Below are 24090 nucleotides of genomic sequence, written 5' to 3' on the forward strand. Positions count from 1 at the left end.
TTCACTCCTGCGTCAGAAAAACAGTCCGACGTTAAAACACTCATGCCGGAAACTTATTCCCCGACACGCTCAGAAATAGCCTGCGGATTGTACGTGATAAACATGGCATCACCGTAACTAAAAAAGCGATATTCCGCTTTTACCGCTTCATGATAGGCGTTCATGGTGTTTTTATAACCAGCAAACGCCGATACCAGCATAATCAGCGTCGATTCTGGCAGGTGGAAGTTGGTCACCAGCGCATCAATAACCTGATATTGATAGCCTGGGAAAATAAAGATTTGCGTGTCGCCGAAGAACGGCGCAATCAGTTCCTCTTTTGCCGCCTGTGCTGCACTTTCCAGCGAACGCACGGAGGTGGTGCCTACCGCAATCACTCGATTACCGCGCGCTTTCGCCGCCAGCACCGCGTCAACCACATCCTGCGGCACTTCCGCATATTCAGAGTGCATGATGTGGTCTTCAATACTGTCAACGCGCACCGGTTGGAATGTGCCTGCGCCTACGTGCAGCGTGACGAACGCCATTTCGATGCCCTTTTCGCGAAGCTTGGCCAGCAGCGGCTCGTCAAAGTGCAGGCCAGCAGTTGGTGCAGCAACGGCACCCGGTTTTTCGCTATACACGGTCTGATACAGCTCGCGGTCAGCGTCTTCGTCCGGACGGTCAATATACGGCGGCAGCGGCATGTGGCCGATTGCGTTAAGGATATCCAGCACGCTGCGTTCGTCGTCAAACTCAACTTCGAACAACGCATCATGGCGGGCAACCATCGTCGCTTTAATGCTTTCATCATCGCCCAGCAGCAGCTCGGCACCTGGCTTCGGCGCTTTGGAAGCGCGAATATGTGCCAAAATACGTTTATCATCCAGCATACGCTCGACCAGCACTTCAATCTTGCCGCCGCTGGCTTTACGGCCAAACAGACGCGCTGGGATCACGCGGGTATTGTTAAAGACCAGCAGATCACCAGGGTTGAGCTTATCGAGCAAATCGGTGAAAGTACCGTGCGTCAGCGCGCCTGTCGGCCCATCCAGTGACAGCAAACGACAGCTGCTGCGCTCGGCTTGCGGATAGTGGGCAATCAGGGATTCGGGTAGTTCAAATGAAAAATCGGCAACGCGCATGACGGTAACTCTGGGCTTAATAATGAGGCGGGTAGTCTAGTGCCGGGGCGTCTTCCCTGCAACCCTTACCCCTCTGGATAAAGAACAAACGATGAATTTTCTCGCTCACCTGCACCTCGCACACCTTGCCGATAGCTCGCTGTCAGGGAACCTGCTGGCTGATTTTGTTCGCGGCAATCCGCAGCAGGACTATCCGGCAGCCGTCGTTGACGGCATTCATATGCACCGGCGTATTGATGTGATGACCGACAACCTGCCGCAGGTCAAAGAAGCACGAGAGTGGTTTCGCCCTGAAACCCGCCGGGTCGCGCCCATTACTCTGGACGTGATGTGGGACCATTTCTTATCCCGCCACTGGGCGCAAATTTCCCCGGATATCGCGCTGCCGGAATTCGTCCACTACGCCCGTACACAGGTGAGCACCGTTCTACCCTTGGCTCCCGAGCGCTTTATTGTCTTAAACGAACATCTGTGGTCAGAGCGCTGGCTGGAGCGCTACCGCGAAATGGATTTTATCCAGCGTGTGTTAAACGGCATGGCCAGCCGCCGTCCGAAGCTCGATGCCCTGCGGGATTCTTGGTATGACCTTGATAGGCACTATGACGAGTTGGAGACACGCTTCTGGCAGTTTTATCCGCAGATGATGCTGCGGGCGAAAAACAAGACGCTGTAACGCTTGCATCGCGCCACGGAACGGCTATGCTTGATCCTTTGGAAAATCCAAAATATTAATAGTCAAAACCTTTCTAATTAATCGTCAAAGTCTTTTTGTGTAATCCGCGAACTCCACCTATACTTGCCCGCGTTGCGTTACATTAACCCTATAAATTCAAAGGAGAACCCCATGGTTCTGGTTACTCGTCAAGCGCCTGACTTCACCGCTGCTGCGGTACTGGGCAACGGTGAAATCGTTGAGAAATTTAATTTCAAACAGCACACCCAGGGTAAAGCCACCGTTCTGTTCTTCTGGCCGATGGACTTCACCTTCGTCTGCCCATCCGAACTGATTGCCTTCGATAAACGTTACGAAGAGTTCCAGAAGCGCGGTGTTGAAGTGGTTGGCGTATCTTTTGACTCCGAATTCGTCCACAACGCATGGCGTAACACCCCTGTCGACAAAGGCGGCATCGGTGCAGTGAAATACGCAATGGTTGCTGACGTTAAGCGTGAAATTCAGAAAGCTTACGGTATCGAACACCCAGACGAAGGCGTTGCCCTGCGCGGCTCCTTCCTGATCGACGCTAACGGCGTTGTTCGCCACCAGGTGGTTAACGACCTGCCGCTGGGCCGTAACATCGACGAAATGCTGCGTATGGTTGATGCGCTGCAGTTCCACGAGCAGCACGGCGAAGTGTGCCCGGCGCAGTGGGAAAAAGGGAAAGAAGGCATGAACGCGTCTCCAGACGGCGTTGCTAAGTACCTGAGCGAAAACGTTTCTAGCCTGTAATCGGCTAACGTTTCGTCAAAAAAAGGCTCGCATTATGCGAGCCTTTTTTGTTGCCGTTATTTGGCTATGTCTCATGATGCCTGATGGCGCTGCGCTTATCAGGCCTACCTGACGTATGTAGGCCGGATAAAACGTTTAATGCCGCACTAGAACGAGAAGCACGAACAGCCCAGCGCGCCCCAGAATGCCCGATCGTCAGAAACCGGAACGCCCGATTTGCGTGCCAGATCGTGCTGATGTCCGTGCACCCCGCAGCTGCCACAGCACTGGTGCATCTGCACCATCGCTCCCACATGTTCCGTGCCTGGAGGGGCAGAACGATAATGGCCCGGGACTTTCACCACCGGCGACCAATCAGGTACGACTGGAATGGCTGGCGGTGCCAGCGGCGTGAAGTGCCCAGCCGCATATACCACTTTGCCATCGACGATGGTCATCACCGACTCAATACCTTTAATCTCTTCTTCCGGCACGTTGAAGTAGTCTTTCGACAGCACCACGAGGTCAGCTAACTGATCCTTTTCGATGCGCCCTTTTTTGCCCTGCTCGCTGGAGAACCAAGCGCTGCCTGCAGTCCACAGTTCGAGCGCCACGTCGCGGGGTAGACGATTTTCATCGTCGTACATCGCCATCCCACCAACGGTACGCCCGGAAACCAGCCAGTACAGCGCCGTCCACGGATTGTAGCTCGCCACGCGGGTTGCATCGGTGCCAAGGCCCACCGGAACATCCAGCTCCAGCATTTTTGCCACCGGCGGCGTGTGTTTCACCGCATCTTTGCCGTAGCGATCGACAAAATATTCACCTTGGAAGGCCATACGGTGTTGTACCGCAATACCGCCACCCAGCGCCTTCACGCGTTCGATGTTGCGCTCAGTGATGGTTTCCGCGTGGTCAAAGAACCAATGCAGACCGTTAAACGGAATGTCGCGATTCACCTTCTCGAACACGTCCAGCATCCGGCTGATAGACTCATCATAGGTCGCGTGCAGGCGGAACGGCCAGCGATGCTCAACCAGATGGCGCACCACGCGCTCCAGCTCGTCTTCCATTCCTGGCGGCAGGTCTGGACGGGGCTGGAGGAAGTCTTCGAAGTCAGCGGCGGAAAAGACCAGCATCTCACCTGCGCCATTAGCGCGATAGAAATCAGTCCCCTGCCCCGGTTTAAGCATATCGGTCCAGCGTTCGAAATCATCCAGTTCCTGCTTCGGACGCTGAGTAAACAGGTTATACGCGATACGTAGCGTCATCTGTTTTTTGGCATGCAGCTGTTCGATAACTTCGTAATCATCCGGATAGTTTTGGAAGCCGCCGCCAGCGTCGATGGCGCTAGTCAGCCCCAGACGGTTTAGCTCGCGCATAAACTGACGGGTGGAGTTTACCTGCATCTCCAACGGCAGTTTGGGTCCCTTCGCCAGCGTAGCGTAGAGGATCATCGCATTCGGTTTGGCAATCAGCATCCCGGTAGGGTTGCCGTTGTTGTCACGCACGATTTCGCCGCCCGCCGGTGCCGGTGTCTCTTTGGTGTAGCCCACGGCTTTCAGCGCAGCGCGGTTAAGCAATGCGCGATCGTAGAGATGCAGAACAAATACAGGCGTATCCGGTGCTGCCTCATTCAGTTCTTCCAGCGTCGGCATACGGCGTTCGGCAAACTGGAACTCGCTCCAACCGCCCACGACGCGAACCCACTGTGGCGATGGCGTTCTGTCGGCCTGATCTTTGAGCATACGCAGCGCATCGGCCAACGACGGCACGCCTTCCCAGCGCAGTTCTAAGTTGTAGTTCAACCCGCCACGGATAAGGTGCAGGTGTGAGTCATTAAGCCCAGGGATCACCGTATGACCGTGCAGATCGATAATTTGCGTGCCTTCACCGGCGTAGGACATCATCTGCGCGTCAGTGCCGACGGCTAAGATCTTGCCGTTCGCGATAGCCACCGCGTCGGCGCGCGGCTGCTTAGCATCCAGCGTATGGACCTGCCCCTGGGTTAAAATCAGTGTGGCTGTTTGTGACATGACATTCTCCTTGCGCCGGTTTAGGCTTTTTTCAGCCAACCGGCAAACAGGCGGGTCACGATGGGCATCCAGAACCAGACCACCAGCGCGACCACACAGGCATCATTAATAAAATGCAGCGACAGGGTTCCCTTCATCGACGGCAGTAGTGCACCGGTAATGGCGGGGACCAGATTGGTACTGGGGAAAATTACCAGCAGGGTTATCAGGAACTGTTTCCAACGCTTCGGCTGACGCACGTTGGCTGCGGGAGGGGTGAACCAAAAGGCGGCTTCAGTGCGCACTTCGGTATGGTCGCCCTCCGCCAGCAGCGGCGCTATTTCATCCACCAGTTTTTGCCGCACATCGGACTGCGTCCAGGCGTAGAGATGCTCAAGGGTGTCGAAGCGGATAATAATGTTCCACGCCGTCTGCCCATCAACCGGGCGAATCACGTTCGCCCCTAGGTGGCCGGGATAGCTGGCAGCTACAGGCATAATCTCGCCTAGCCAAGCTTCATATAGCGCAATGTGTTCTGGTTTGATGATGTGGGTAATGACTAGCGTGACATGCTTTTGCGTCATAGCGGTGGGTTCCTTGCTGTCGCAAGCTGGCGGGCTAACCCGCCAGCATCTTAGCCTTAGGCTTTACGTTCAGGGGCGCCGTGCACCATGGTGTAAGCGTAATCCACGCCCATACCGTAAGCGCCGCTGTGTTCACGTACGAGATCCATAACCGCGTCGTAGGTCTCTTTGCGGGACCAGTCACGCTGGTACTCCAACAGAACCTGCTGCCAGGTCACCGGAACCGCACCGGCTTGTACCATACGGTCAATAGAACGTTCGTGAGCATCGACAGAAGTGCCGCCGGAAGTGTCAGTCACCACGTAAACTTCAAAGCCTTCTTCCAACGCCATCAGCGCTGGGAAGGTCAGGCAAACTTCGGTCCACAGGGCAGAGATAATCAGTTTTTTACGCCCGGTCGCTTTTACCGCTTTCACAAACGCAGCGTCTTCCCAGGAGTTCATTGAGGTGCGTTCAATCGGCTTCACGTCAGGGTGAACCGCTAATAATTCTGGCCAAATATAACCACTGAAACTTTTGGTTTCTACAGAGGTGTAGATCACCGGAACATTAAATATTTTCCCAGCCTTAGCTAAGGCTACGGTATTATTTTTGAGGGTCTGGCGATCAATATTTGCTACGCCAAATGACATCTGTGGCTGATGGTCAATAAAAATAAGTGCAGAGTTTTGAGGATCAATCAGTTCCCGAATAGACATAACACACCTTCTTAATCAATAAGTTAAAAGGTAACGGTCTTAAACTGCCGTCAGCAGCAGGATCCTGAATCAGAAAGCCAATTGAGTATAGCGGGAAATTTCTAACGAGTTATTAAAGAAAACTTACTATCCTGTGACAATAATATTCCCCTTGTAGGACTTACCGCATACAGCATCAAAAAAATGCATCGGTTATATCTAATTTATTCACTGGCATTGTTTTTGGGCATTCGGTACAACGTGGGGGTTAATTTTTCTGGATATTTAAGCCTATGCGCATCAACTTGGACGTTCTACTTATTCTCGACGCACTCGATAAACACGGCTCTTTTGCCGCAGCGGCCGAATCGCTGTTTAAGACCCCCGCAGCGCTCAGCTACATGATTCAAAAGCTGGAAAATGACCTCAATATCGAACTGCTTGACCGCTCGGGACATCGGGCAAAATTCACCGATACCGGGCGAATGATGCTGGAAAAGGGGCGTTTACTGTTAAATGCGGCAAAAGATCTGGAAAAACAGGCGGTGCAGCTGAGCTCAGGTTGGGAAAAAGAGTTGGCGATTGCGCTTGATGACTCCTTCCCTTTTTCTGCGCTGTTGCCATGCATTGAGGCGTTTTACGCGCTAAATATGCAAACCCGCCTTAACTTCACCCACCACACGCTGGCGGGTTCGTGGGAGGAATTGACTCACAACGGCGCAGACATCATTTTGGGGGCTATTAACGAGCCACCCACTTCCGCCGCTTGGTCATACCGCATGCTGGGAACACTGGAAAACGTTTTTGTCGTTTCCCCCAAACATCCGTTGGCAGCCGTGCAAGAAGACCTGACCAACGAACAGCTATGCCTACATCGGGCGGTGGTGATTAGCGACAGCGCCAAGTTATGCCATCCGCTGCAGACAAACCTGATGGATGAGCAGCCGCAGATGCGGGTGGATGATTTCCAAAGCAAGGTCATGCTGCTGCGCGCAGGGATCGGCTGCGGTTTTCTCCCCCGGCATATTGCCAGCCCGTGGCTAGCCACGGGCGAGCTGGTGGAGAAAAACGTTATCTCATTTCGTCAAAAAGATGTCGCCTACATGGCCTGGCGCAACGGTCAGGATGGGCTAGCACAGCGCTGGTGGCGGGAAAAGCTGCTTGCCAGCGCGGATATCGCCCATCTTTATCAGTGACCAACCCACACCGTGGCGGAAATCGCGGGCAGCGCGAGGACATCGTCCGCCATCTGTCCCATGCCTTCTTTGCGCTGCCATTGCGCGTTCAGCAACGGCGAGTCCGGCAACACCACTTCACAGGCGGCGCGACGGTTAATCGCCACCATCACACGCTCTGCGCCAAGCACGCGCAGGAACACCACCACATCACCTTCCGCGTACAGCACTTCACAGCCTCCGTGACGCAGCGCAGGCGTTGCTTTACGCAAGTCGGCGAGGCGTTGATAAAGCGCCAGTAGCTCGCCATCCTGCTGTTTTTCGTCCCACGGGAACGGCTTACGGCAGAAAGGATCGTTGTCACCATCGAGCCCCACTTCATCACCGTAGTAAATACACGGCACACCGGGCCAGCTAAACAGCCAAACAACCGCCAGCGGCAGGCGCGCCACATCTTTACCCAGCAGAGACTTAAAGCGCGCGGTGTCGTGGCTATCAAGCTGGTTAAACATCCGTAGCTGCTGTTGGTGCGACAGGCCGGCGCGGTAGTCCTCCATCCACGCAATGCAGGTTTGCGCGTCGATTTTCTGCGGATCGTAAGAGATATCGGTGTTGGCGAGAAAACCCCACAGCGGGAAGGTAAAGCCACGATAATTCATCGCCGCGTCTTCCGCATCCTGTTGTAGCCACTGGCGGGCATCGCCAAAATGTTCGCCCAGCACATAGGCATCCGGACGAGTTTCTTTCGCGGCTTGGGTGATACCGGAGACGTGCTTGAGGTTATTCTTCGCCCCACCCGCTTCACCCAGCATATGCACCACGTCAAGCCGCCAGCCGTCCATGTTCCACGGCGCTTTTAGCCAGTGACGGACAATGCTGTCCTCTCCGGCATAGATCTCATTCACCAGCGCATCGGAGCGAAAGTCGAGCTTTGGCAGGCTAGCATAGCCTAACCAGTCCAGCGCTTTTCCGTCCTCGGAGAAACTGTAGCGATCGCGCCACGGCGAGTCCGGGTAATGGCAAGCCCCTTCATGACCGCGATTATGGCGGTCAAACCAAGCGTGCGTGTCGCCGCTGTGGTTAAACACGCCGTCCAGCACCAGCCGCATCCCTTCTCGCTGGGTATTGTGGCGCAGGCGCAGCAGCGCGTCATTGCCGCCAAACTGCGGGTCGACCTGTCGATAATCTTCGGTATCGTATTTGTGCACGCTCGGGGCCGTGAACACCGGATTGAGGTACAGCGCCGTGACGCCCAGCGTTTTGAGATACGGCAGTCTCGCACTAATACCGTCAAGATCGCCGCCGTAGAAGGTTGAACCGCCCGCGTTGGCGGTCAGCGGCTCATCCCATTCACGCAGGACAATATCGTGACCAGCCGCGTGGTGGTGATAGATCTTATCCTGCTGCTCGCTACGCGATGGGCTACGGGCAAAACGGTCGGGGAAAATCTGATAGAAAACCTGATCGGCGACCCACTGCGGGCCAGCGTCCGGGCTGTCGTAGGCAAAAAGCGCAAGTTTCGCCGGAGGAATGGCGCTAAAACCCTTCGGCGCAAACCACAGTTGGCGGTCATCCCACAGCAGCTTAAAGCCATAGCGCCGACGCGGTTGTCCTTCATGCAGCGTTATTTCCCCACGCCACTGCACAACGTCGGGAGCCGGAGATTTGCTGCTCCGGCGCATCGGCAGCGCCATCTCTTCGTTATCGACTTCCGCACGCAGGGTGACCCGTCGCGGCAGGTCATCGCCGCGCAGCCAAAGCGTGATTATCAGTTTATCCTGCTGCTGTTTTATAAAGGGAGCAACAGGCAGGTGCCAGGCGTTTAACATCATTTTCCCCATCATCAAAATGTGCCCACCTTGCCATACGCCGATTTTACCCTACTCATCTTTTACCGTTTTTTATAGGGAGGAGGATGGGGGCGCAGATTTTAGGCATAAAAAAACCCGGCGTTAAAGCCGGGTTTTCAGGATACAGATCGGAAATTAACGGCTGTAGCGCTTTTTAAACATCCATCCCACCAGCAGCAGCAGTATCCACGCGAAGCCCACATACAAAGAGATGCGAGTTTCCGGGTGGTAGCCAATCAGGGCGATGATAAACACCAGGAACACCAAACCAACGATGGTGGTAGCCACGCCGCCCGGGACTTTAAATTTCAACGCTTTCACTTCATCGACCGACAGGCGGCGACGGAATGCAACCTGGGAGAGCAGGATCATAATCCATACCCACACCGTGGCGAAGGTAGCCAGCGAAGCAATCACCAAGAACACGTTTTCTGGCATGATGTAGTTGAGGTACACCGCGAACAGCAGCGCAACGGTCATCACCGTAACCGTCACCCATGGAATGCCGCGACGCGAGGTTTTGGCGAAGAACTTCGGCGCACTTCCCTGCTCGGCCATGCCGTGCAGCATGCGACCAACGCCAAACACATCGGCATTAATTGCCGAAAGCGAGGCCGTCAGCACCACGAAGTTCAGGATGCTGGCCGCAAAGGTGATTCCCAGATGTTGGAAGGTCAACACGAATGGGCTGCCATCGGTCCCGACCTGGTTCCACGGGTAGATAGACATAATGACAAACAGCGTACCGACGTAGAACACCAGAATACGCACCGGCACGGAGTTTATCGCGCGTGGAATAGACTCCTGCGGGTTTTTGGCTTCACCGGCGGTAATGCCGATAATTTCAATCCCGCCGTAGGCGAACATCACCATCTGTAGCGACATCACCATCCCGAGCCAGCCGTTGCTAAAGAAGCCGCCGTTGGTCCACAGGTTATGAATGCCGGTAGGCTGTCCGCCGTTGCCTATCCCCCAAATAATGATGCCGAAACCGGCAACGATCATGACGATAATGGTGGCCACTTTGAAAAAGGAGAACCAGAATTCCAGTTCACCGAACACCTTGACGCTCATCAGGTTGATGGCGCAGATAAGCAGCACGACGCTCAGCACCCATATCCAGTGCGGCACCGTGGGGAACCAAATGCCCATGTAAATACCGAAGGCGGTCACATCGGCGATGGCGACAATCAGGATTTCAAAACAGTAGGTCCAGCCGGTGATATAGCCCGCCAACGGCCCCAAGTTTTCTTGAGCATAGCGAGAAAAGGAGCTTGCGGACGGGTTATGCACGGACATTTCGCCCAGCGCACGCATAATGATATAAGCGGCAACGCCACCGATAATATAAGCCAGCAGGACGCTTGGCCCGGCCATTTTGATTGCGTCAGCAGAGCCGTAAAATAGCCCAGTACCAATTGCCGAACCTAGGGCCATAAAGCGAATGTGTCGGGCGCTTAGCCCACGCTTTAGCTTGTTTTTTTCCATCGTTTCCAGTGCCATGTCAGACCCATCGTCCCCGCCCGCGAACGCCCGCGGCCTGAAGGACTTAGGTTAAAGTACCCAAAATAAAAAACCACGGAACATCACATTCCGTGGTTAAACACCGTTAAAGCGCAGCGTGAATTAATGTGCGCTTGATGTTACCTGGCGTCCTGCCATGCGATCCCAGACAACTGCCAGAACCGTCATCACAACCGTCGGCATCAACCATGCTAGACCCTGCTCCGCCATTGGCAAGCGAGCGGTCCAACTAGGCAGCAGATCGGCGAATGCAGAAGCCTTGATACCGTCAAGGATACCAAAAACAAGGCTGATAAACATCGGTGGTGCAATAACGCGGCTGGAATTATGCCACCAGTTGCGGGTAAAACTGAGCACCACCAGTGCGATACACGGCGGGTAGATGGCCGTCAGTACCGGAATGGAGATTTGAATCAGGTGGCTCAGCCCCAGATTCGACACCGCCATGGAGAACAGACCCAAGGCAAAGACCAGCGTGCGGTAGGAGAACGGCAGGTACTGCGCGAAAAACTCGGCACAAGCACAGGTCAGGCCAACCGCGGTCACCAAACAGGCGATGAAGATAAGCGCCGCCAGCATCAAGCTGCCTGCACCGCCGAAGGTGTGCTGAACGTAAGCGTGCAGAATCGCGGCACCATTGGCGTTTTGGTCAACCAGCGTCGCACTATCAGAACCCAGACGGAACAGCGCCAGATACAGCAGCGTCAGGCCCACGCCTGCCATCAGACCGGCCCAAATCGTGTAGCGAGTCAGCAAACGCGCTTCGGTTACGCCACGAGAACGCGCAGCGTTTACGATAACAATACCGAACACCATCGCGCCCAGCGTATCCATGGTCAGATAGCCGTTAACGAATCCGTTGGAGAAGGCGGCAGTTTCATAGGCCTCCATCGCGTGGCTGATAGGACCTGCCGGCCAGATAACCGCGGCAACGGACAGCACAATCAGCGCCAGAATTTTCAGCGGAGCTAGGAAGTTACCGACGGTATCCAGCAGTTTACCCGGATAGAGAGAAACCAAGATAACCAGCGCAAAATAGATAACGCTATAGATAAACAGCGGCAGTTCACCGTTACCGGTCAACGGTGCAATACCGATTTCAAACGACACGGTCGCCGTACGCGGCGTCGCAAACAGCGGGCCCACGGCAAGGTAACAGACGGTCGCCAGCAGCACGCCAGCCACTTTGCCAATCGGCGTGCTCAAGCTGTCAACGCCACCGCCAACTTTCGCCAGCGCGACTACGGTCAGCACCGGCAGACCCACGGCGGTAATCAAAAAGCCAATAGCCGCAGTCCAGACGTGAGGACCGGCCTGCAAGCCAACCATAGGAGGGAAAATGATGTTGCCTGCGCCAACAAACAACGCAAAGGTCATAAAGCCCAGAGCGATGATGTCACGCGATTTCAATTGATGGGTCATATGTAACTACTGCCTGTGGATGTGGTGTTGTAAAACATAAATTTATCGCGCCGATACCTGTGGAATGAAGCAGGGGAACCGGCAACAAACTCAGCGGGATATGCTCCCATCGCGGTATAGAGAAGAATAGTTTTTTGATTTACCGCGAATTAGCAGTCTGTTTACGACTGCATGGGGGCCAATTTAAACGCTTATAACGTTTTAAAGCAACACGGGATCGCAAAACCAGATGATTATATTGATTGTTAATTAACAACCAGACTTATTAACTGGATTTAAGAAAGACACCCGGCTAATAATTCGAATAAAAAATAGCCAAACGTTCGTTAATCAGGCAGCAAAAAGTTGACTGTAAAGTAAACGGACCAGCGATGATGGGAACGATGTCATTAAAGACTTCCACGCCGACGAAGGCGAACGCATCGATCCAAGCGATCTACCGGGCGACGTTGCAGACTCTGACCTGGCATCTTACATTCGGGTCACGGACGACGGAGCGGGCAATAGGCTGATTGAAATTAATACCGATGGGCAGATACAAAACAGCGGCTCAACGATGACTATCAGCGTTGAAAACGGCTCTTCTGCCGATATTGATATTAATAGCATGCTGGCAAAATCGGAACTTCCGATTCTCTAGTGATAAACCGGCGCCCGAGGTAAAAGTTGGGGTGTTTGCACTGCCCGATGACGCGGAGCGATAAGGCCTACAAAATACCGTAGGCCCGATAAGCTCCGCGCCACCGGGCATTTTTCAACCGTTATCTTTGGCGATTAACCGCTCGGGCAACACGAAGCTAAAGCACGATCCCTTGCCTAATGTACTGGTGATATCCAGACGGCTGTCATGATGACTCACCGCATGTTTGACGATGGCCAGACCCAGCCCACTGCCCCCGGTTTGCCTTGAACGCGCCTTATCGACGCGATAGAAACGCTCGGTCAGCCTTGGCAGATGTTCAGGCGCAACCCCCGGTCCATTATCTTCGACGCTAAATAACGCACCGTGCGGCACTCGCTGCCAACGAACGGTAATCAGCGTGCCCTCCGGCGTATGATTCACCGCGTTGTAAACCAAGTTCGACATCGCGCTACGCAACTGTTCTTCATTGCCCAGCACCTTCAGCGACTCATCCACCTCAAAGCGCAACTGATGTTGATGCTGGCTCAGGGTTTGCGCCTCACGTTCGACGACGCGCAGCATCAGCGGAACATCAATTCTTTCGTTCAGCAACAGCACCGGCGACGCCTCAATTTTTGACAGCGTCAGTAGCTGTTTCACCAGCCCGGCCATACGCTGCGTTTGCTCGCCCATCGTATGCAGCGCTTTTTCGCGGACCGCCCCTTCCAGCACCTGTTCCTGCATCATCTCCAGATATCCCTGCAACACGGTCAACGGCGTGCGCAGCTCATGACTGACGTTGGCGAAAAAGTTACGCCGCGCGCCTTCTAACTGGTGCATCTGCGTCACATCACGCGCCACCATCAGCAGCTGACGATCGGTATAGGGCATCACACGAATTTCAAGATGACGTCCGCTGTTAAGCACGAGGTGCAGCGGTTTTAGGAAATCACGTTTTTTAAGGTGTTGGGTAAATTCGGGGTAACGCAGCAGGTTTAAAATATTTTGCCCACTATCATCGGGCCAGCGAAGTCCCAGCAGCTGCTGGGCTAGGCCATTACACCAGAAAATGGCCCCTTCTTCCGTGGTCAGCACCACCGCATCCGGCAGAGATTCCGCGCCGCTGCGAAAGCGCTTAATCAAATTACCCAGCTCGCGACGGCGTTTTTTATTACGCAACTGCATCTGGTTTAGCCCATACAGCAAGGGCTCCCAGCTACCTCGCCCCGGCGGCGGAGTCATACTTCTGTCGACCCACAGCCACCAAGAAAGGCGCAGTAAATTCCAGAAATGCCAGACCAGTAGCCCGGTCACTGCCGCCAGTAAAAACCACGGCAGATACCCAAACACCAGCCCCAGTACCACGGCCGGGAGGCAGCATAACAGCAGCTCCAGGGCCAGCCTTTTCCATGACAGCCGTTCCAGCACGGGTCACACTCCTGTCAAAAATTAAAAACGGGCGGAAAAACGATAACCCGTCCCGCGTACGGTTTGCACCATGCGGTCATGACCACTGTGTTCCAGCGCTTTGCGTAGACGACGAATATGCACGTCAACGGTACGATCTTCAACATAAACATTGGTTCCCCACACGTGGTTCAGCAGCTGCTCGCGGCTGTAGACTCGCTCCGGGTGCGTCATGAAGAAGTGCAGCAGTTTAAATTCGGTAGGCCCCATGTCCAGCGGGTTTTCACCGGTCATCACCCGGTGTGAGGTAGGGTCAAGGCTCAACCCCTGCATTTCAATCACCTCTTCCACCGCCATCGGTGAAATACGGCGCATTACGGCTTTAATTCGCGCCACCAGCTCTTTTGGCGAAAACGGCTTGGTAATGTAATCATCTGCGCCTGTTTCCAGGCCGCGCACGCGATCTTCTTCTTCACCACGCGCCGTAAGCATCATCACCGGAATGTCACGCGTAAGCGCTTCACGTTTGATATGCTTAATAAATTGCAGCCCAGACCCACCCGGTAACATCCAGTCGAGCAAAATAAGATCGGGCCAAGGTTCATTCAGTTTACTGATAGCGCTATCGTAGTCTTCCGCTTCCACCGGCTGAAAACCATTTTGTTCCAGCACAAAACACACCATCTCGCGGATCGGCGCTTCATCTTCAACGACCAGAATACGTCTTGCCATTATTTGCCCTGTTTTTAGACATCAGTATTATATACGGCGTCATTATGCGTCAGATTTATTACAGTTTTATGATAAACATGACCGTTTGATGATCGTGCTTTACCTTTTATGACACAACGAAAACGCCTACATAGACCTTCACGTAGGTGGATGTTTATAATCAACTTTACGCCACCTTTCACGGAACCGCTATGCGCATTATCCACACGTCGGACTGGCACCTTGGCCAGAATTTCTACAGCAAAAGCCGGGCCGCCGAACATGACGCCTTTCTCCAATGGTTGTTGACCACCGCCGAAGCGGAACAGGTCGACGCCATTATCGTGGCGGGCGATATCTTCGATACCGGCTCGCCGCCGAGCTATGCGCGCGAGCTGTACAACCGATTTGTGGTGAATCTGCAGCAAACCGGCTGCCATCTGGTCGTGCTGGCGGGCAACCATGACTCCGTAGCGACGCTTAACGAGTCACGCGATATTCTCTCGTTTCTCAATACCACGGTCATTGCCAGCGCAGGCCACGCGCCTTTTATCTTAAATCAGCGCGACGGCACGCCCGGTGCGGTATTCTGCCCGGTGCCATTTTTACGTCCGCGCGACATCATCACCAGCCAAGCGGGGCTTTCCGGCAGCGAGAAACAGCGTCAGGTGCTGGAAAGCATCACCGACTACTATCAGCAACAATACCAGCAGGCGAGTGAACTGCGCGCCGACCGTGCGCTGCCGATTATCGCCAGTGGCCACCTGACCACCGTCGGCGCCAGCAAAAGTGACGCGGTACGCGACATCTATATTGGCACACTGGATGCGTTTCCGGCGCAAAACTTCCCGCCCGCCGACTACATCGCGCTGGGGCACATTCACCGGGCGCAGAAAATCGGCGGCAGCGAACATATCCGTTACAGCGGCTCGCCAATCGCCTTAAGTTTTGATGAAACCGGCAAGAGCAAAAGCGTTAATTTGGTCACCTTCAATAACGGCGCGCTCAATGAGGTAACGCCGCTTGTCGTGCCGGTAACCCAGCCGCTGGCGGTGATTAAAGGTGATTTCGGCAGCATCAGTGCGCAGTTAGCCGAATGGCGGCTTGCCGATGCCCAGCCCGCGACATGGGTCGATATTGAGATAACCAGCGACGAGTACCTGCACGATATCCAGCGCAAAATTCAAGTCATTACCGACGACCTGCCGGTCGAGGTGCTGCTGGTTCGCCGCAGCCGGGAACAGCGACAGCGCATTCTGGCAAATCAAGCGCGCGAAACCCTGAGCGAACTGAGCGTTGAGGAGGTGTTCCACCGCCGTCTAGCGCTGGAAACGCTGGAAGAGCCAGAGCAGCAACGCTTACAAACGCTATTTAATGAAACGCTCAACGGCCTTGGCGAGGAGCAACAGCCATGAAAATTCTCAGCCTGCGCCTGAAAAATCTCAATTCGCTAAAAGGCGAGTGGAAAATCGACTTTACCCAAGAGCCGTTCGTCAGCAACGGCTTGTTTGCCATCACCGGCCCAACCGGCGCGGGCAAAACCACGCTGTTGGATGCGATTTGCTTGGCGCTGTACCACGAAACGCCGCGCCTCAACACCGTCTCCCAGTCGCAAAACGATCTAATGACCCGCGACACCGCCGAGTGTCTGGCGGAAGTTGAGTTCGAGGTCCAGGGCGTGGCTTATCGCGCCTTTTGGAGCCAGAACCGCGCCCGCAACCAGCCGGACGGGAATCTACAGGCACCGCGCGTTGAGCTAGCTCGCTGCGCTGACGGGCAGATATTGGCCGACAAAGTGAAAGATAAACTGGAGATGACGGCCTCCCTTAGCGGGCTGGACTACGGCCGCTTCACCCGCTCAATGCTGCTCTCGCAGGGGCAGTTCGCCGCCTTTCTTAACGCCAGGCCAAAAGAGCGCGCCGAGCTTCTAGAAGAGTTAACCGGCACCGAGATTTACGGCCAGATTTCCGCACAGGTATTTGAAAAACATAAACAGGCACGCAGCGAATTAGACACGCTCCAAGCCAAAGCCAGCGGCGTGGTGCTATTGAGCGAAGAGCAGCAACAGACGTTGTCACAAAGTTTGCAGGCGCTTACTTCTGAAGAAAAACAGTGGCAGCAGCAGCAAACTACCGCTGCTGCGCATCAGCAATGGTTGGCACGTCACGCAGAACTGACGCAGGATGCACAAACCAACCAGCAGGCGCTGGCCCTAGCAAAACAGGCGCTGGATGCCGCGCAGCCGCAATTGGCCGCGCTTAATCGCGCACATCCTGCCGAAGCGCTGCGTCCGCGCTGGACGCAAATGCAGGAGCAGGCGGCGACGGTGACCAAAACGCACCAGCTCATCTTGCAAGTGAATACTCGCTTACATGATGCCTGCGCGCTGCGCGACCGCATTCGCTTCACCGCCGAGCGCCAAGCCACGTCGCTGTTGCAGGTGCAGGCTCAGCGCCAGCAATGGCTACAGGAACATGAGCACATTCAGCGTTGGCAAGGTGAACTGACCGGCTGGCGCAGCGCCTTTGCCCAGCAAACTCGCGATCGCGCCCAGCGGCAAACACAATTGCAGCGCCTGCATGAACAGGAAAGGCAGCTTGCCCAACTGCCGCCGTCCACGCTGACGCTCACCCCGGATGAAGTCGCGGAGAAAATTGCTCACCACGCGGCAACGCGTCCGCAGCGCCAGTTGCTTAATAGCCTGCACAGCCGCTTTGTGCCACTGCAAACCCGTCGACAGCAGCTCATTGACGCCAAGCAACAGCGCCAGCAGCAGTTAGAGAAACTCACCGCTGACCTAACGCAGCTACGCCAAGTCTATAAAGATAAAAAACAGCAGTTTGTCGATGTGAAAGCGATTTGCGAGCTGGAAGCCACCATCGTCCGGCTAGAAGCGGAACGTGCGCGTTTGCAGCCCGACACACCGTGCCCACTGTGCGGCTCCACCAGCCACCCGGCACTCGCGGAATATCAGGCACTGGTTCCCGATGCCAACAAATCCCGTCGCGATGCACTGGAAAAAGAAGTGGCCCGGCTGGCGGAAGATGGCGCCACCCTGCGCGGTCAGCAGGAAGCGCTACAAAAGCAGCAGCAGAAAGAGGATAGCGAGCTAATATCGCTTTCTGAGCAGGAGCAAGCACTTACATTGCAATGGCAGGACGTAACCCAGCGTTTAGCCATCTCGCTGCAACCCGCCGACGATATCAGCCGCTGGCTTGCCGAGCAGGACGACGCCGAACAGCTGCGCTACCAGCACAGCCAGCGATTAGCTCTTGAAGGACAAATCCGCGAGCTCCAAGCGCAGAATACCCGCCTTGATGAAGAGCAGGAGCAGCGCGAGACTGCGCTAACCCAGGCTATTGTGGCATTAGGTTTGACGCAGCCAGCCGCGGGAGAAGAAACCGCTTGGCTTGCCGAGCGCGAAGCGCAAACCCAAGCCTGGCAGCAGCAGCAAAAAGAGAGTCAGGAAACCCAGCAGCAGCTGGCACACATTCAGCCGCTACTGGAGACGCTGCCACCGGCACAAAATCCTGATGATGGCAGCAACGCTAGCCTTGATGGTTGGCAGCAGGTACACCACGACTGCGTGTCGCTGGAAAGCCAGCTGCACACGCTGCAGCAGCAAGAAACACAAGAAAATCAACGCTTGCAACAGGCGGAGCAGCTCTTTGACCAAGCGCTTGCCGACTCTCACTTCAACAGCCGAGAAGATTTCCTCTCCGCACTGCTGGATGCCGACGAGCGCCAGCGTCTGGAACAGCTCAAACAGACGTTGGAAACGCAGCATCAGCAGCGCCAAACGCTGGCCGCCCAGGTGCAGGAAGCGATGCAAAAGCATCTAACGCTGCGCCCGGAAACGCTCACGCCTGAGCTGACACTTGTCGATGTGCAGGCACAGCTGCAGCTGCTCGCCCAGCAGCTACGCGAAAATAGCCAACGCCAGGGCGAGATTCGCCAACAGCTGAAGCAGGACGAGGATAATCGACAGCAGCAGCAGTCGCTGTTTATCGATATTGAAAGGGCCAACGCCACGCTTGAAGACTGGGCGCACCTCAATGCGCTCATCGGTTCGAAAGAGGGCGATAAATTCCGTAAATTCGCCCAGGGGCTAACGCTGGATAATCTGGTATGGCTGGCTAACGAGCAGCTTAGCCGCCTACACGGTCGCTATCTGCTGCAACGTAAAGCCAGCGACGCCCTAGAGCTGGAAGTGGTAGACACCTGGCAGGCCGATGCGGTGCGAGATACCCGCACGCTTTCCGGCGGCGAAAGCTTCCTTGTTAGCCTCTCGCTGGCGCTGGCGCTGTCCGATCTGGTGAGCCATAAAACGCGCATCGATTCACTGTTCCTCGATGAAGGTTTCGGCACGCTGGATAGCGAAACGTTAGATACGGCGCTCGACGCGCTGGATACCCTGAACGCCAGCGGCAAAATCATCGGCGTGATTAGCCACGTCGAGGCCATGAAAGAGCGCATTCCGGTGCAGATTAAGGTCAAGAAGATAAACGGACTGGGCTATAGCCGACTGGATAAAGCCTTTGCCGTTGAGTAACGGCACGCCGGATGAGGCCTCGCCCCATCCGGCAACTCTGCTACGGTTTACGGAAAAACTCGTTGTATAACATATATAAATGCGCGGCACTCCAAGAGAAGTTTGGTGCGCCCTGCTGCGCGCCGGTCAGCGGGTTGTAGTTCTCCTGAATCGGGCCATCGGTGGTTAATCCTTTGGCATGTTTAAAGAATGCATCCGCCAACTTCATCGCCTCTTCGCGATGGCCGTAGCGCTCCATCCCTTTTAAACCAAACCACAGCTGGTCAACCCACACGCGACCGCGCCAGTAAATATCCGCGCCGAATGCCGGGTTGGTTAACGCGGCAGTTCCCAGCGGCACGAAGGTATTAAACTCCTTCGGATCCAGCATCACTGAGACCACATCGTCCGCATGCGCCTGGGTCGCCGCACCGTTAAACAGCGGCGACCAGCCCTCTGGCCCCTTACCGCGTTCGACGATAGGTTTACCGGCACAGCCGTTAGCCAGCGGTTTATCCTCTATGCGGATGTCGTAATAGAACTTAGTTTGCGGATCAAACATGCAGGTATTGATGTAGTCCGCCAGTTTCTGTGCCAGCGCTTGATAACGCTTTGCCTCGTCCGCTTTACCCAGAATCGCCGCCATTTCAGCCAGATAATGGTTATCGCTGTACATATAGCTGGCCTGGTCTACCGACTCTTGCAGCAGCGAGTAGCCTAACAGCTGCCCGTCAGGGTCGCGGTTTTCGGCAAATTTCACCGTCCAGTCGCTGCGTTTGCCGCCGTTGGCGACATATTTATCCAACTGTTCTTTGTCGATAAAACCGAATACCGCCGCATCATCACGCCCGGACTCCCAGGAAGCCGCTACCTGCGCGGGAATCTCAAGGCTGTCGTAGTCGCCATCATGGGTGATTTTATCGTAGGTTTTAAGACCCGAAAGCTGCGACTCTTGGTCCCCTTTCTTTAGCGTAAACAGCATCTCGCCGCTGGCGGTGTTATGCGCTTTATCACGCGTCGCACCGTATTCCGGCACACCGTTGCCATTATGATCGCGATTGCGCAGCCACCAGTCGTGGTAGGCCACCAGTTTGGGATACATCTCTTGCAGCCAGACTTTATCCTTGGTCACACGGTAGACTTCCATCACCGACCAAGCGGCCAGACTCGGCTTGGTGTTGCGCTCGTTCCAGTTGCTACCATCGCCGCCGCGTTCAGGGCTGAGATTCCAAGCGATAAGATCCGGCACAAATCCGGCATCCTGTGGGCGTACCTTATCGTCAGCTTTAACCTGCCAGGAGAAAACGGCGCGGATATTTTCTTTGGCGATCTCCGGGTTAAAGTGCGCCATCGCATACGCCTGCTTCCAAGTATCCCACGGCCAAGTCTGGTTGCCAGAGAACCAGCGTCCGGTGACCGACGGCGTCACCGTATTGTGCTGCACCGCGCCGCCCGGCGCGCGCCAGTTACCGTTTAGCGTTTCAATAGCCTTGACCGCCACCCGGGTCTGCTGTGGCGTGGCGTCTGGGTTGGTCAGCCCTTTTTGCAGATAATCATTCCAGCGCTGTGCCGACGCGGTCAGATAATAGGCGGGACGCGCCAGAATATCTCGGATTTGCGCTTTCTCATGACGCACCTGTTCGGTGGTCAGCAGGTGTGAATAGGTGGTGTAAAGCGTGGTCGAGCCGGGGATCTGCGCGGTGCTGGTGAAACGATGGCCTGCAATTTCAGTCGTCGTCTTCAGCGTACGGTGCACCTGATACTGCGACTCACCGGAGGTCATCAGTGCAGAGTCGTCACGCACTTTGCCAAAAGTCACCGTTAGGCCATCCGGCGTGGCGTGGATACGTCGCTGGTAGCCGGGATAGGCGGCATCGATGGTTTTCGTCGACAGCGGTTTGCCCTCTTTGGCCTCCAGTTTTTCCAGCAGTTCGCCGTCCCATTTCAACGTCAGCGGTGTATTACTGGTGATTTTGGTCTCCACCAGCGAGGTATGCGCGCTGGCAAAGCGCAGCGTCATCTCAATTTCGACGCCGGGGGCCGACAGCTTTTGCACCAGCGCACCGGGCAGGCTATAAGCCTGCATGGTAAAGGCCAGCTTTTTGCCGTTTTGATATACCGTCAGTCGGTCAAAGTTGGTGGCCATAAAATTAATGTATTCTTCGGTCAACAACGCCGGACCGGGAAAGCCGCCCATCGTTTCCGGGCCATCAGGCAGCAGATGACCATGCCACGCGCCGAGGTCGAAGAAGGGATTAAAGCGCTGATGATCGTCATAGTCATAATCGTGCATGTACTGCGGCGCGCCGGTACGATTGACCACGTTTTTAAAGGCGTCGGCGGTCACCGTGGCGTGGGCAGAAAAACTCAGCAGCAGCGCACAGGCCAGCGGAGCCAGCGGGGAAGTCATATTCATGTGTTTGATGTCCCTTCTTACCAATAGAAATACTGCATCAGGAAAATTTTGTCGCTCGGGTCGCCGGAGGCGGTTTTCATGTAGAAACGACTGTCTGCCGCCGTGGCAAATCGCCCATCGCCATATTCAAACCAGATACCAAACTGCATAAATGCGGTGGTTTCATCGGCGGCGTGATCCGGGCGATGTTTGGCGTAACTGTAGGCGGTTGAGAGATAAAATCCGTTAAAGGCTTCATACATCGCGCTGGCCATAAAGCCGGTTTCGGTTCCCGGTTCATCCAGCCCTTTCGCCCGCCCGGTGTGGTGCCAGGCGCGCGCACCGAAGTTAGGCATCAGGACCCCGGTTAAAAAAAGCTCGCCGGTTCCGTCGGTCACTTCCATCCCATTCATCCAGGTGACATTTTCGACGATGTCATACTGCACATAGCCGTTGACCATTGCCGGGTAGGTATACTTGTCGTCATAACGGTCATACTTACCGAAGTGCAGCCACGCCTTGCTCTCGTTGTGGTGCCCCGCCGGCGTAGCGGTGACGCTATAGCGGAAAGGACCGGCCAAGTTTTGCACCTTGAGCGCATACTGAATATCACGCGTGTTAGGGATGACGTAGCCGAGATCCGGCGTGAAATCGCCCCACCATTGCAGATCGTCGAGCGAGGAATCCTGGCGTACGCTGAGCATCACCTCCGTGCTGTCATCGGTTTTGTAACCGCCGTACAGACGATTGATCCCCCCCTCAAAACCGCCCCAGCTATGATCCGGCACCCAGGCGTTGCCCTGATGATCGGCCTGCACCGTCCACCCTTCGCCATAAATCAAGCCAAACCACTGCCCGTGTTTTATTTCAAGCCCGCCTTCAATATAGGTGCCATCACTGTATTTGTGCTTATCCTCATTTTCTAAATCCATATATCCGCCAACGCCTAATTCGCCGTAAAAGCGATATGAGGTGGCACCCATTGGCGGCGTTTTCATATCATCGTGCTGAGCCGGTTTAGCCGCCTCTTCAGCAAATGCCGGGCGACAACAGGCTAGGACAACGAGTGCCCCGTAAAGGTAATTTATTTTTTTCATTGTATTTTCAGAGGTATTGATAATGATTAATTAATGTTTTATGAAGAATGAGCCACCGGCGTTGCTTCTATAATTTTTTCTTCCGCTGTCAATCCTTTTAGATATTTGCTGTATTTCCACCAGGCAAAACCAAGTAATATAACAATCCCACCAACGTTATAAAAAATAATCGTCAGAATATTACCGCCGGTTGGGAAAGTTGAAGCAATAAATCCAATCGTAAATATGACAATCAACATCGATACAATCGCCATGCCCGTTCGCTGCGACCCCATTTTAAAATCTCGCGGCAAATGATCATATTTACGGCGCAAATTCAGATACGCCAGCATGATAAACAGCGGTGGCAGCATGGATGCTGCGGCAGTCATATTAATAATGGTATTCATTAAATCTTGAACGGTGCTAGAACCCAGCATCGGAATAATCATCAACGGGATCACGATCAGGAATTGGATCCACGCTGCACGGGCGGGAACGCCATTTTTGTTCAGTTCAACGGTCTTTTTACCAAAAATTCCGCTCGGGATTTCCGAGAAAAAGATTTTAACCGGCGTCGCCGTCCACATAAGCAGAGAACCGAACATGGCGGTAAAGGAGACCAGGCCTACAAAGCGGTTAATCAGGATTTCCGGCAGGCCAAAGTAGACCGCCATGCCGTGGAACACCTGCACCGAACCGCCGGTAAATTTCAGCTCTTTGCTGCTGACAAAGACGTTAATTAATACCGAAGATATGGAGTACAACACGCCGATAAAAATACCGGCTAGGATTATCACCTTCACAAACGATTTAGAGCCGCCTTTGACGTCATTCACGTACACCGCCACCGACTCCGCGCCACCTGCCGCCATAAAGATCCACGTAGTAATACCGAGGAACGCCCAGTTAAAGTTTGGGATCATAGCATCAACGCTAATTGGATCGGCCGGTTGAATACCGCCCACCAGCGCACTTCCCGACAGTAAAATATACGAAAGCGTCAGCAGCAGCATTAATGATGAGGTCACGGAGGTGATTGGCCCCAGCATTTTTGCGCCATTGGTTGATACCCACGTTGAGAGAGCAAAAAGCGCCATGCTTAATACCGTGGTGGCGACCGGTGTCAGAATATACTCATAGCCGAGGAACGCGTACGAAGCATAGGCAATCACGCGCGGCAGCAAAGAGGTAAAAAAGAAAAGATTAACGAACCAATATGTATAAGCAGTAATGAACGCCCAGCGTCCACCTAACGAGCTTTTCACCCAGGCGTATACCCCGGCCTCAGAGTTTTTATTCAGTGAAACAAATTCAGCGATAATCAGGCAGAAAGGAATGAAATACAGCAGCGTGGCCAGAAAAAACATGGGCGCCGAAGCCAAACCAAGTTCGATATTGTTATTGATAACATTATTAAAACTGTAAACGGCGGCAAACGTCAGCGACAGCAGGCCAAATTTACCGATGGTATTACGTTTAGTATCAGACATAACACATCTCCACGCAGCGTCCCTCCGTTGACGATAAAAAGGGCTGCGTTGTTTGTAG

18 protein-coding genes are annotated in these 24090 nt (G+C 54.5%); 6 read left to right on the forward strand and 12 right to left on the reverse strand.

Annotated elements, in window-relative coordinates; translation table 11 throughout:
- Positions 1-53 precede the first annotated feature (53 nt).
- The gene (gene queA, locus AB4K05_RS05805; RefSeq protein WP_368479036.1) at positions 54-1124 is read right to left on the reverse strand and encodes a tRNA preQ1(34) S-adenosylmethionine ribosyltransferase-isomerase QueA; all 1071 of its coding nucleotides are present in this window, start codon (positions 1122-1124) and stop codon (positions 54-56) included.
- Positions 1125-1215: 91 nt separating this feature from the next.
- On the opposite strand from queA, the gene acpH reads away from it, so the two are divergent.
- Together acpH and AB4K05_RS05815 are read left to right on the forward strand one after the other, a co-directional pair.
- Positions 1216-1797 carry an ACP phosphodiesterase gene (gene acpH / locus AB4K05_RS05810; RefSeq protein ID WP_368479037.1) on the forward strand — a complete coding sequence of 194 codons (582 nt, stop codon included), beginning with the start codon at positions 1216-1218 and terminating at the stop codon, positions 1795-1797.
- 171 nt (positions 1798-1968) lie between these two features.
- A complete protein-coding gene (locus AB4K05_RS05815; protein ID WP_064547849.1) occupies positions 1969-2571 on the forward strand; it encodes a peroxiredoxin in 603 nt (200 codons plus the stop codon).
- Between the two features lie 146 nt (positions 2572-2717).
- Here AB4K05_RS05815 and AB4K05_RS05820 read toward each other — a convergent pair whose 3' ends face one another.
- Genes AB4K05_RS05820 through AB4K05_RS05830 form a run of 3 tightly spaced genes read right to left on the reverse strand, consistent with a single transcriptional unit; the run spans position 2718 to position 5847 of the window.
- Positions 2718-4586 (reverse strand): amidohydrolase, encoded by a 1869-nt coding sequence (locus AB4K05_RS05820; RefSeq protein WP_368479038.1) that lies wholly within the window; start codon positions 4584-4586, stop codon positions 2718-2720.
- A 20-nt stretch (positions 4587-4606) separates the two neighbouring features.
- The gene (locus tag AB4K05_RS05825; protein WP_368479039.1) at positions 4607-5149 is read right to left on the reverse strand and encodes an antibiotic biosynthesis monooxygenase; all 543 of its coding nucleotides are present in this window, start codon (positions 5147-5149) and stop codon (positions 4607-4609) included.
- A gap of 56 nt (positions 5150-5205) precedes the next feature.
- Positions 5206-5847 carry a hydrolase gene (locus AB4K05_RS05830; RefSeq protein ID WP_052283902.1) on the reverse strand — a complete coding sequence of 214 codons (642 nt, stop codon included), beginning with the start codon at positions 5845-5847 and terminating at the stop codon, positions 5206-5208.
- A gap of 272 nt (positions 5848-6119) precedes the next feature.
- On the opposite strand from AB4K05_RS05830, the gene AB4K05_RS05835 reads away from it, so the two are divergent.
- The gene (locus tag AB4K05_RS05835; protein ID WP_368479040.1) at positions 6120-7022 is read left to right on the forward strand and encodes a LysR family transcriptional regulator; all 903 of its coding nucleotides are present in this window, start codon (positions 6120-6122) and stop codon (positions 7020-7022) included.
- On the opposite strand, the gene malZ is transcribed toward AB4K05_RS05835, so the two are convergent.
- The 3 genes from malZ to brnQ form a co-directional block, all read right to left on the reverse strand.
- Positions 7016-8833, reverse strand: a complete 1818-nt coding sequence (malZ, locus tag AB4K05_RS05840) for a maltodextrin glucosidase (protein ID WP_368479041.1) — start codon at positions 8831-8833, stop codon at positions 7016-7018. The genes AB4K05_RS05835 and malZ overlap by 7 nt on opposite strands.
- A 153-nt stretch (positions 8834-8986) precedes the next feature.
- Positions 8987-10339 (reverse strand): proline-specific permease ProY, encoded by a 1353-nt coding sequence (gene proY, locus AB4K05_RS05845; RefSeq protein ID WP_368479173.1) that lies wholly within the window; start codon positions 10337-10339, stop codon positions 8987-8989.
- 138 nt (positions 10340-10477) lie between these two features.
- A complete protein-coding gene (brnQ, locus tag AB4K05_RS05850; RefSeq protein WP_368479042.1) occupies positions 10478-11797 on the reverse strand; it encodes a branched-chain amino acid transporter carrier protein BrnQ in 1320 nt (439 codons plus the stop codon).
- Between the two features lie 388 nt (positions 11798-12185).
- Between brnQ and AB4K05_RS05855 the strand changes: the two genes are divergently transcribed.
- Positions 12186-12437 carry a type I secretion C-terminal target domain-containing protein gene (locus AB4K05_RS05855; RefSeq protein ID WP_368479174.1) on the forward strand — a complete coding sequence of 84 codons (252 nt, stop codon included), beginning with the start codon at positions 12186-12188 and terminating at the stop codon, positions 12435-12437.
- 114 nt (positions 12438-12551) lie between these two features.
- On the opposite strand, the gene phoR is transcribed toward AB4K05_RS05855, so the two are convergent.
- Entirely contained in the window at positions 12552-13847 is a 1296-nt protein-coding gene (phoR, locus tag AB4K05_RS05860) for a phosphate regulon sensor histidine kinase PhoR (protein WP_368479043.1), read from the reverse strand.
- Positions 13848-13868: 21 nt separating this feature from the next.
- Complete coding sequence (gene phoB / locus AB4K05_RS05865) at positions 13869-14558, reverse strand: phosphate response regulator transcription factor PhoB (protein WP_052283908.1); 690 nt, start codon at positions 14556-14558, stop codon at positions 13869-13871.
- 191 nt (positions 14559-14749) lie between these two features.
- On the opposite strand from phoB, the gene sbcD reads away from it, so the two are divergent.
- Complete coding sequence (gene sbcD / locus AB4K05_RS05870; protein ID WP_368479044.1) at positions 14750-15952, forward strand: exonuclease subunit SbcD; 1203 nt, start codon at positions 14750-14752, stop codon at positions 15950-15952.
- Positions 15949-19089 (forward strand): exonuclease subunit SbcC, encoded by a 3141-nt coding sequence (sbcC, locus tag AB4K05_RS05875; RefSeq protein WP_368479045.1) that lies wholly within the window; start codon positions 15949-15951, stop codon positions 19087-19089. Before sbcD ends, sbcC begins: the two co-directional genes overlap by 4 nt.
- Before the next feature lie 40 nt (positions 19090-19129).
- Here sbcC and ygjK read toward each other — a convergent pair whose 3' ends face one another.
- From ygjK to AB4K05_RS05890, 3 genes are read right to left on the reverse strand one after another with little or no spacing between them, the layout of a single operon-like run.
- Positions 19130-21484: an alpha-glucosidase gene (gene ygjK / locus AB4K05_RS05880; RefSeq protein WP_368479046.1), complete on the reverse strand. Its 2355-nt coding sequence runs from the start codon at positions 21482-21484 to the stop codon at positions 19130-19132.
- A gap of 17 nt (positions 21485-21501) precedes the next feature.
- Entirely contained in the window at positions 21502-22560 is a 1059-nt protein-coding gene (gene ygjJ, locus AB4K05_RS05885; RefSeq protein WP_368479047.1) for a protein YgjJ, read from the reverse strand.
- A gap of 38 nt (positions 22561-22598) precedes the next feature.
- Complete coding sequence (locus tag AB4K05_RS05890; protein WP_368479048.1) at positions 22599-24032, reverse strand: amino acid permease; 1434 nt, start codon at positions 24030-24032, stop codon at positions 22599-22601.
- Between the last annotated feature and the right edge of the window lie 58 nt (positions 24033-24090).

The organism is Kluyvera sp. STS39-E (assembly GCF_040932435.1).
GTDB lineage: Bacteria > Pseudomonadota > Gammaproteobacteria > Enterobacterales > Enterobacteriaceae > Kluyvera.

Bases quoted from the DNA above. Each gene is read 5' to 3' on its own strand.
- malZ (WP_368479041.1), bottom strand. From the start codon at position 8,833: ATGATGTTAAACGCCTGGCACCTGCCTGTTGCTCCCTTTATAAAACAG.
- AB4K05_RS05820 (WP_368479038.1), bottom strand. From the start codon at position 4,586: ATGTCACAAACAGCCACACTGATTTTAACCCAGGGGCAGGTCCATACG.
- AB4K05_RS05835 (WP_368479040.1), top strand. From the start codon at position 6,120: ATGCGCATCAACTTGGACGTTCTACTTATTCTCGACGCACTCGATAAA.
- phoB (WP_052283908.1), bottom strand. From the start codon at position 14,558: ATGGCAAGACGTATTCTGGTCGTTGAAGATGAAGCGCCGATCCGCGAG.
- AB4K05_RS05830 (WP_052283902.1), bottom strand. From the start codon at position 5,847: ATGTCTATTCGGGAACTGATTGATCCTCAAAACTCTGCACTTATTTTT.
- ygjK (WP_368479046.1), bottom strand. From the start codon at position 21,484: ATGAATATGACTTCCCCGCTGGCTCCGCTGGCCTGTGCGCTGCTGCTG.
- queA (WP_368479036.1), bottom strand. From the start codon at position 1,124: ATGCGCGTTGCCGATTTTTCATTTGAACTACCCGAATCCCTGATTGCC.
- brnQ (WP_368479042.1), bottom strand. From the start codon at position 11,797: ATGACCCATCAATTGAAATCGCGTGACATCATCGCTCTGGGCTTTATG.
- AB4K05_RS05815 (WP_064547849.1), top strand. From the start codon at position 1,969: ATGGTTCTGGTTACTCGTCAAGCGCCTGACTTCACCGCTGCTGCGGTA.
- ygjJ (WP_368479047.1), bottom strand. From the start codon at position 22,560: ATGAAAAAAATAAATTACCTTTACGGGGCACTCGTTGTCCTAGCCTGT.
- proY (WP_368479173.1), bottom strand. From the start codon at position 10,339: ATGGAAAAAAACAAGCTAAAGCGTGGGCTAAGCGCCCGACACATTCGC.
- sbcC (WP_368479045.1), top strand. From the start codon at position 15,949: ATGAAAATTCTCAGCCTGCGCCTGAAAAATCTCAATTCGCTAAAAGGC.
- sbcD (WP_368479044.1), top strand. From the start codon at position 14,750: ATGCGCATTATCCACACGTCGGACTGGCACCTTGGCCAGAATTTCTAC.
- acpH (WP_368479037.1), top strand. From the start codon at position 1,216: ATGAATTTTCTCGCTCACCTGCACCTCGCACACCTTGCCGATAGCTCG.
- AB4K05_RS05825 (WP_368479039.1), bottom strand. From the start codon at position 5,149: ATGACGCAAAAGCATGTCACGCTAGTCATTACCCACATCATCAAACCA.
- AB4K05_RS05890 (WP_368479048.1), bottom strand. From the start codon at position 24,032: ATGTCTGATACTAAACGTAATACCATCGGTAAATTTGGCCTGCTGTCG.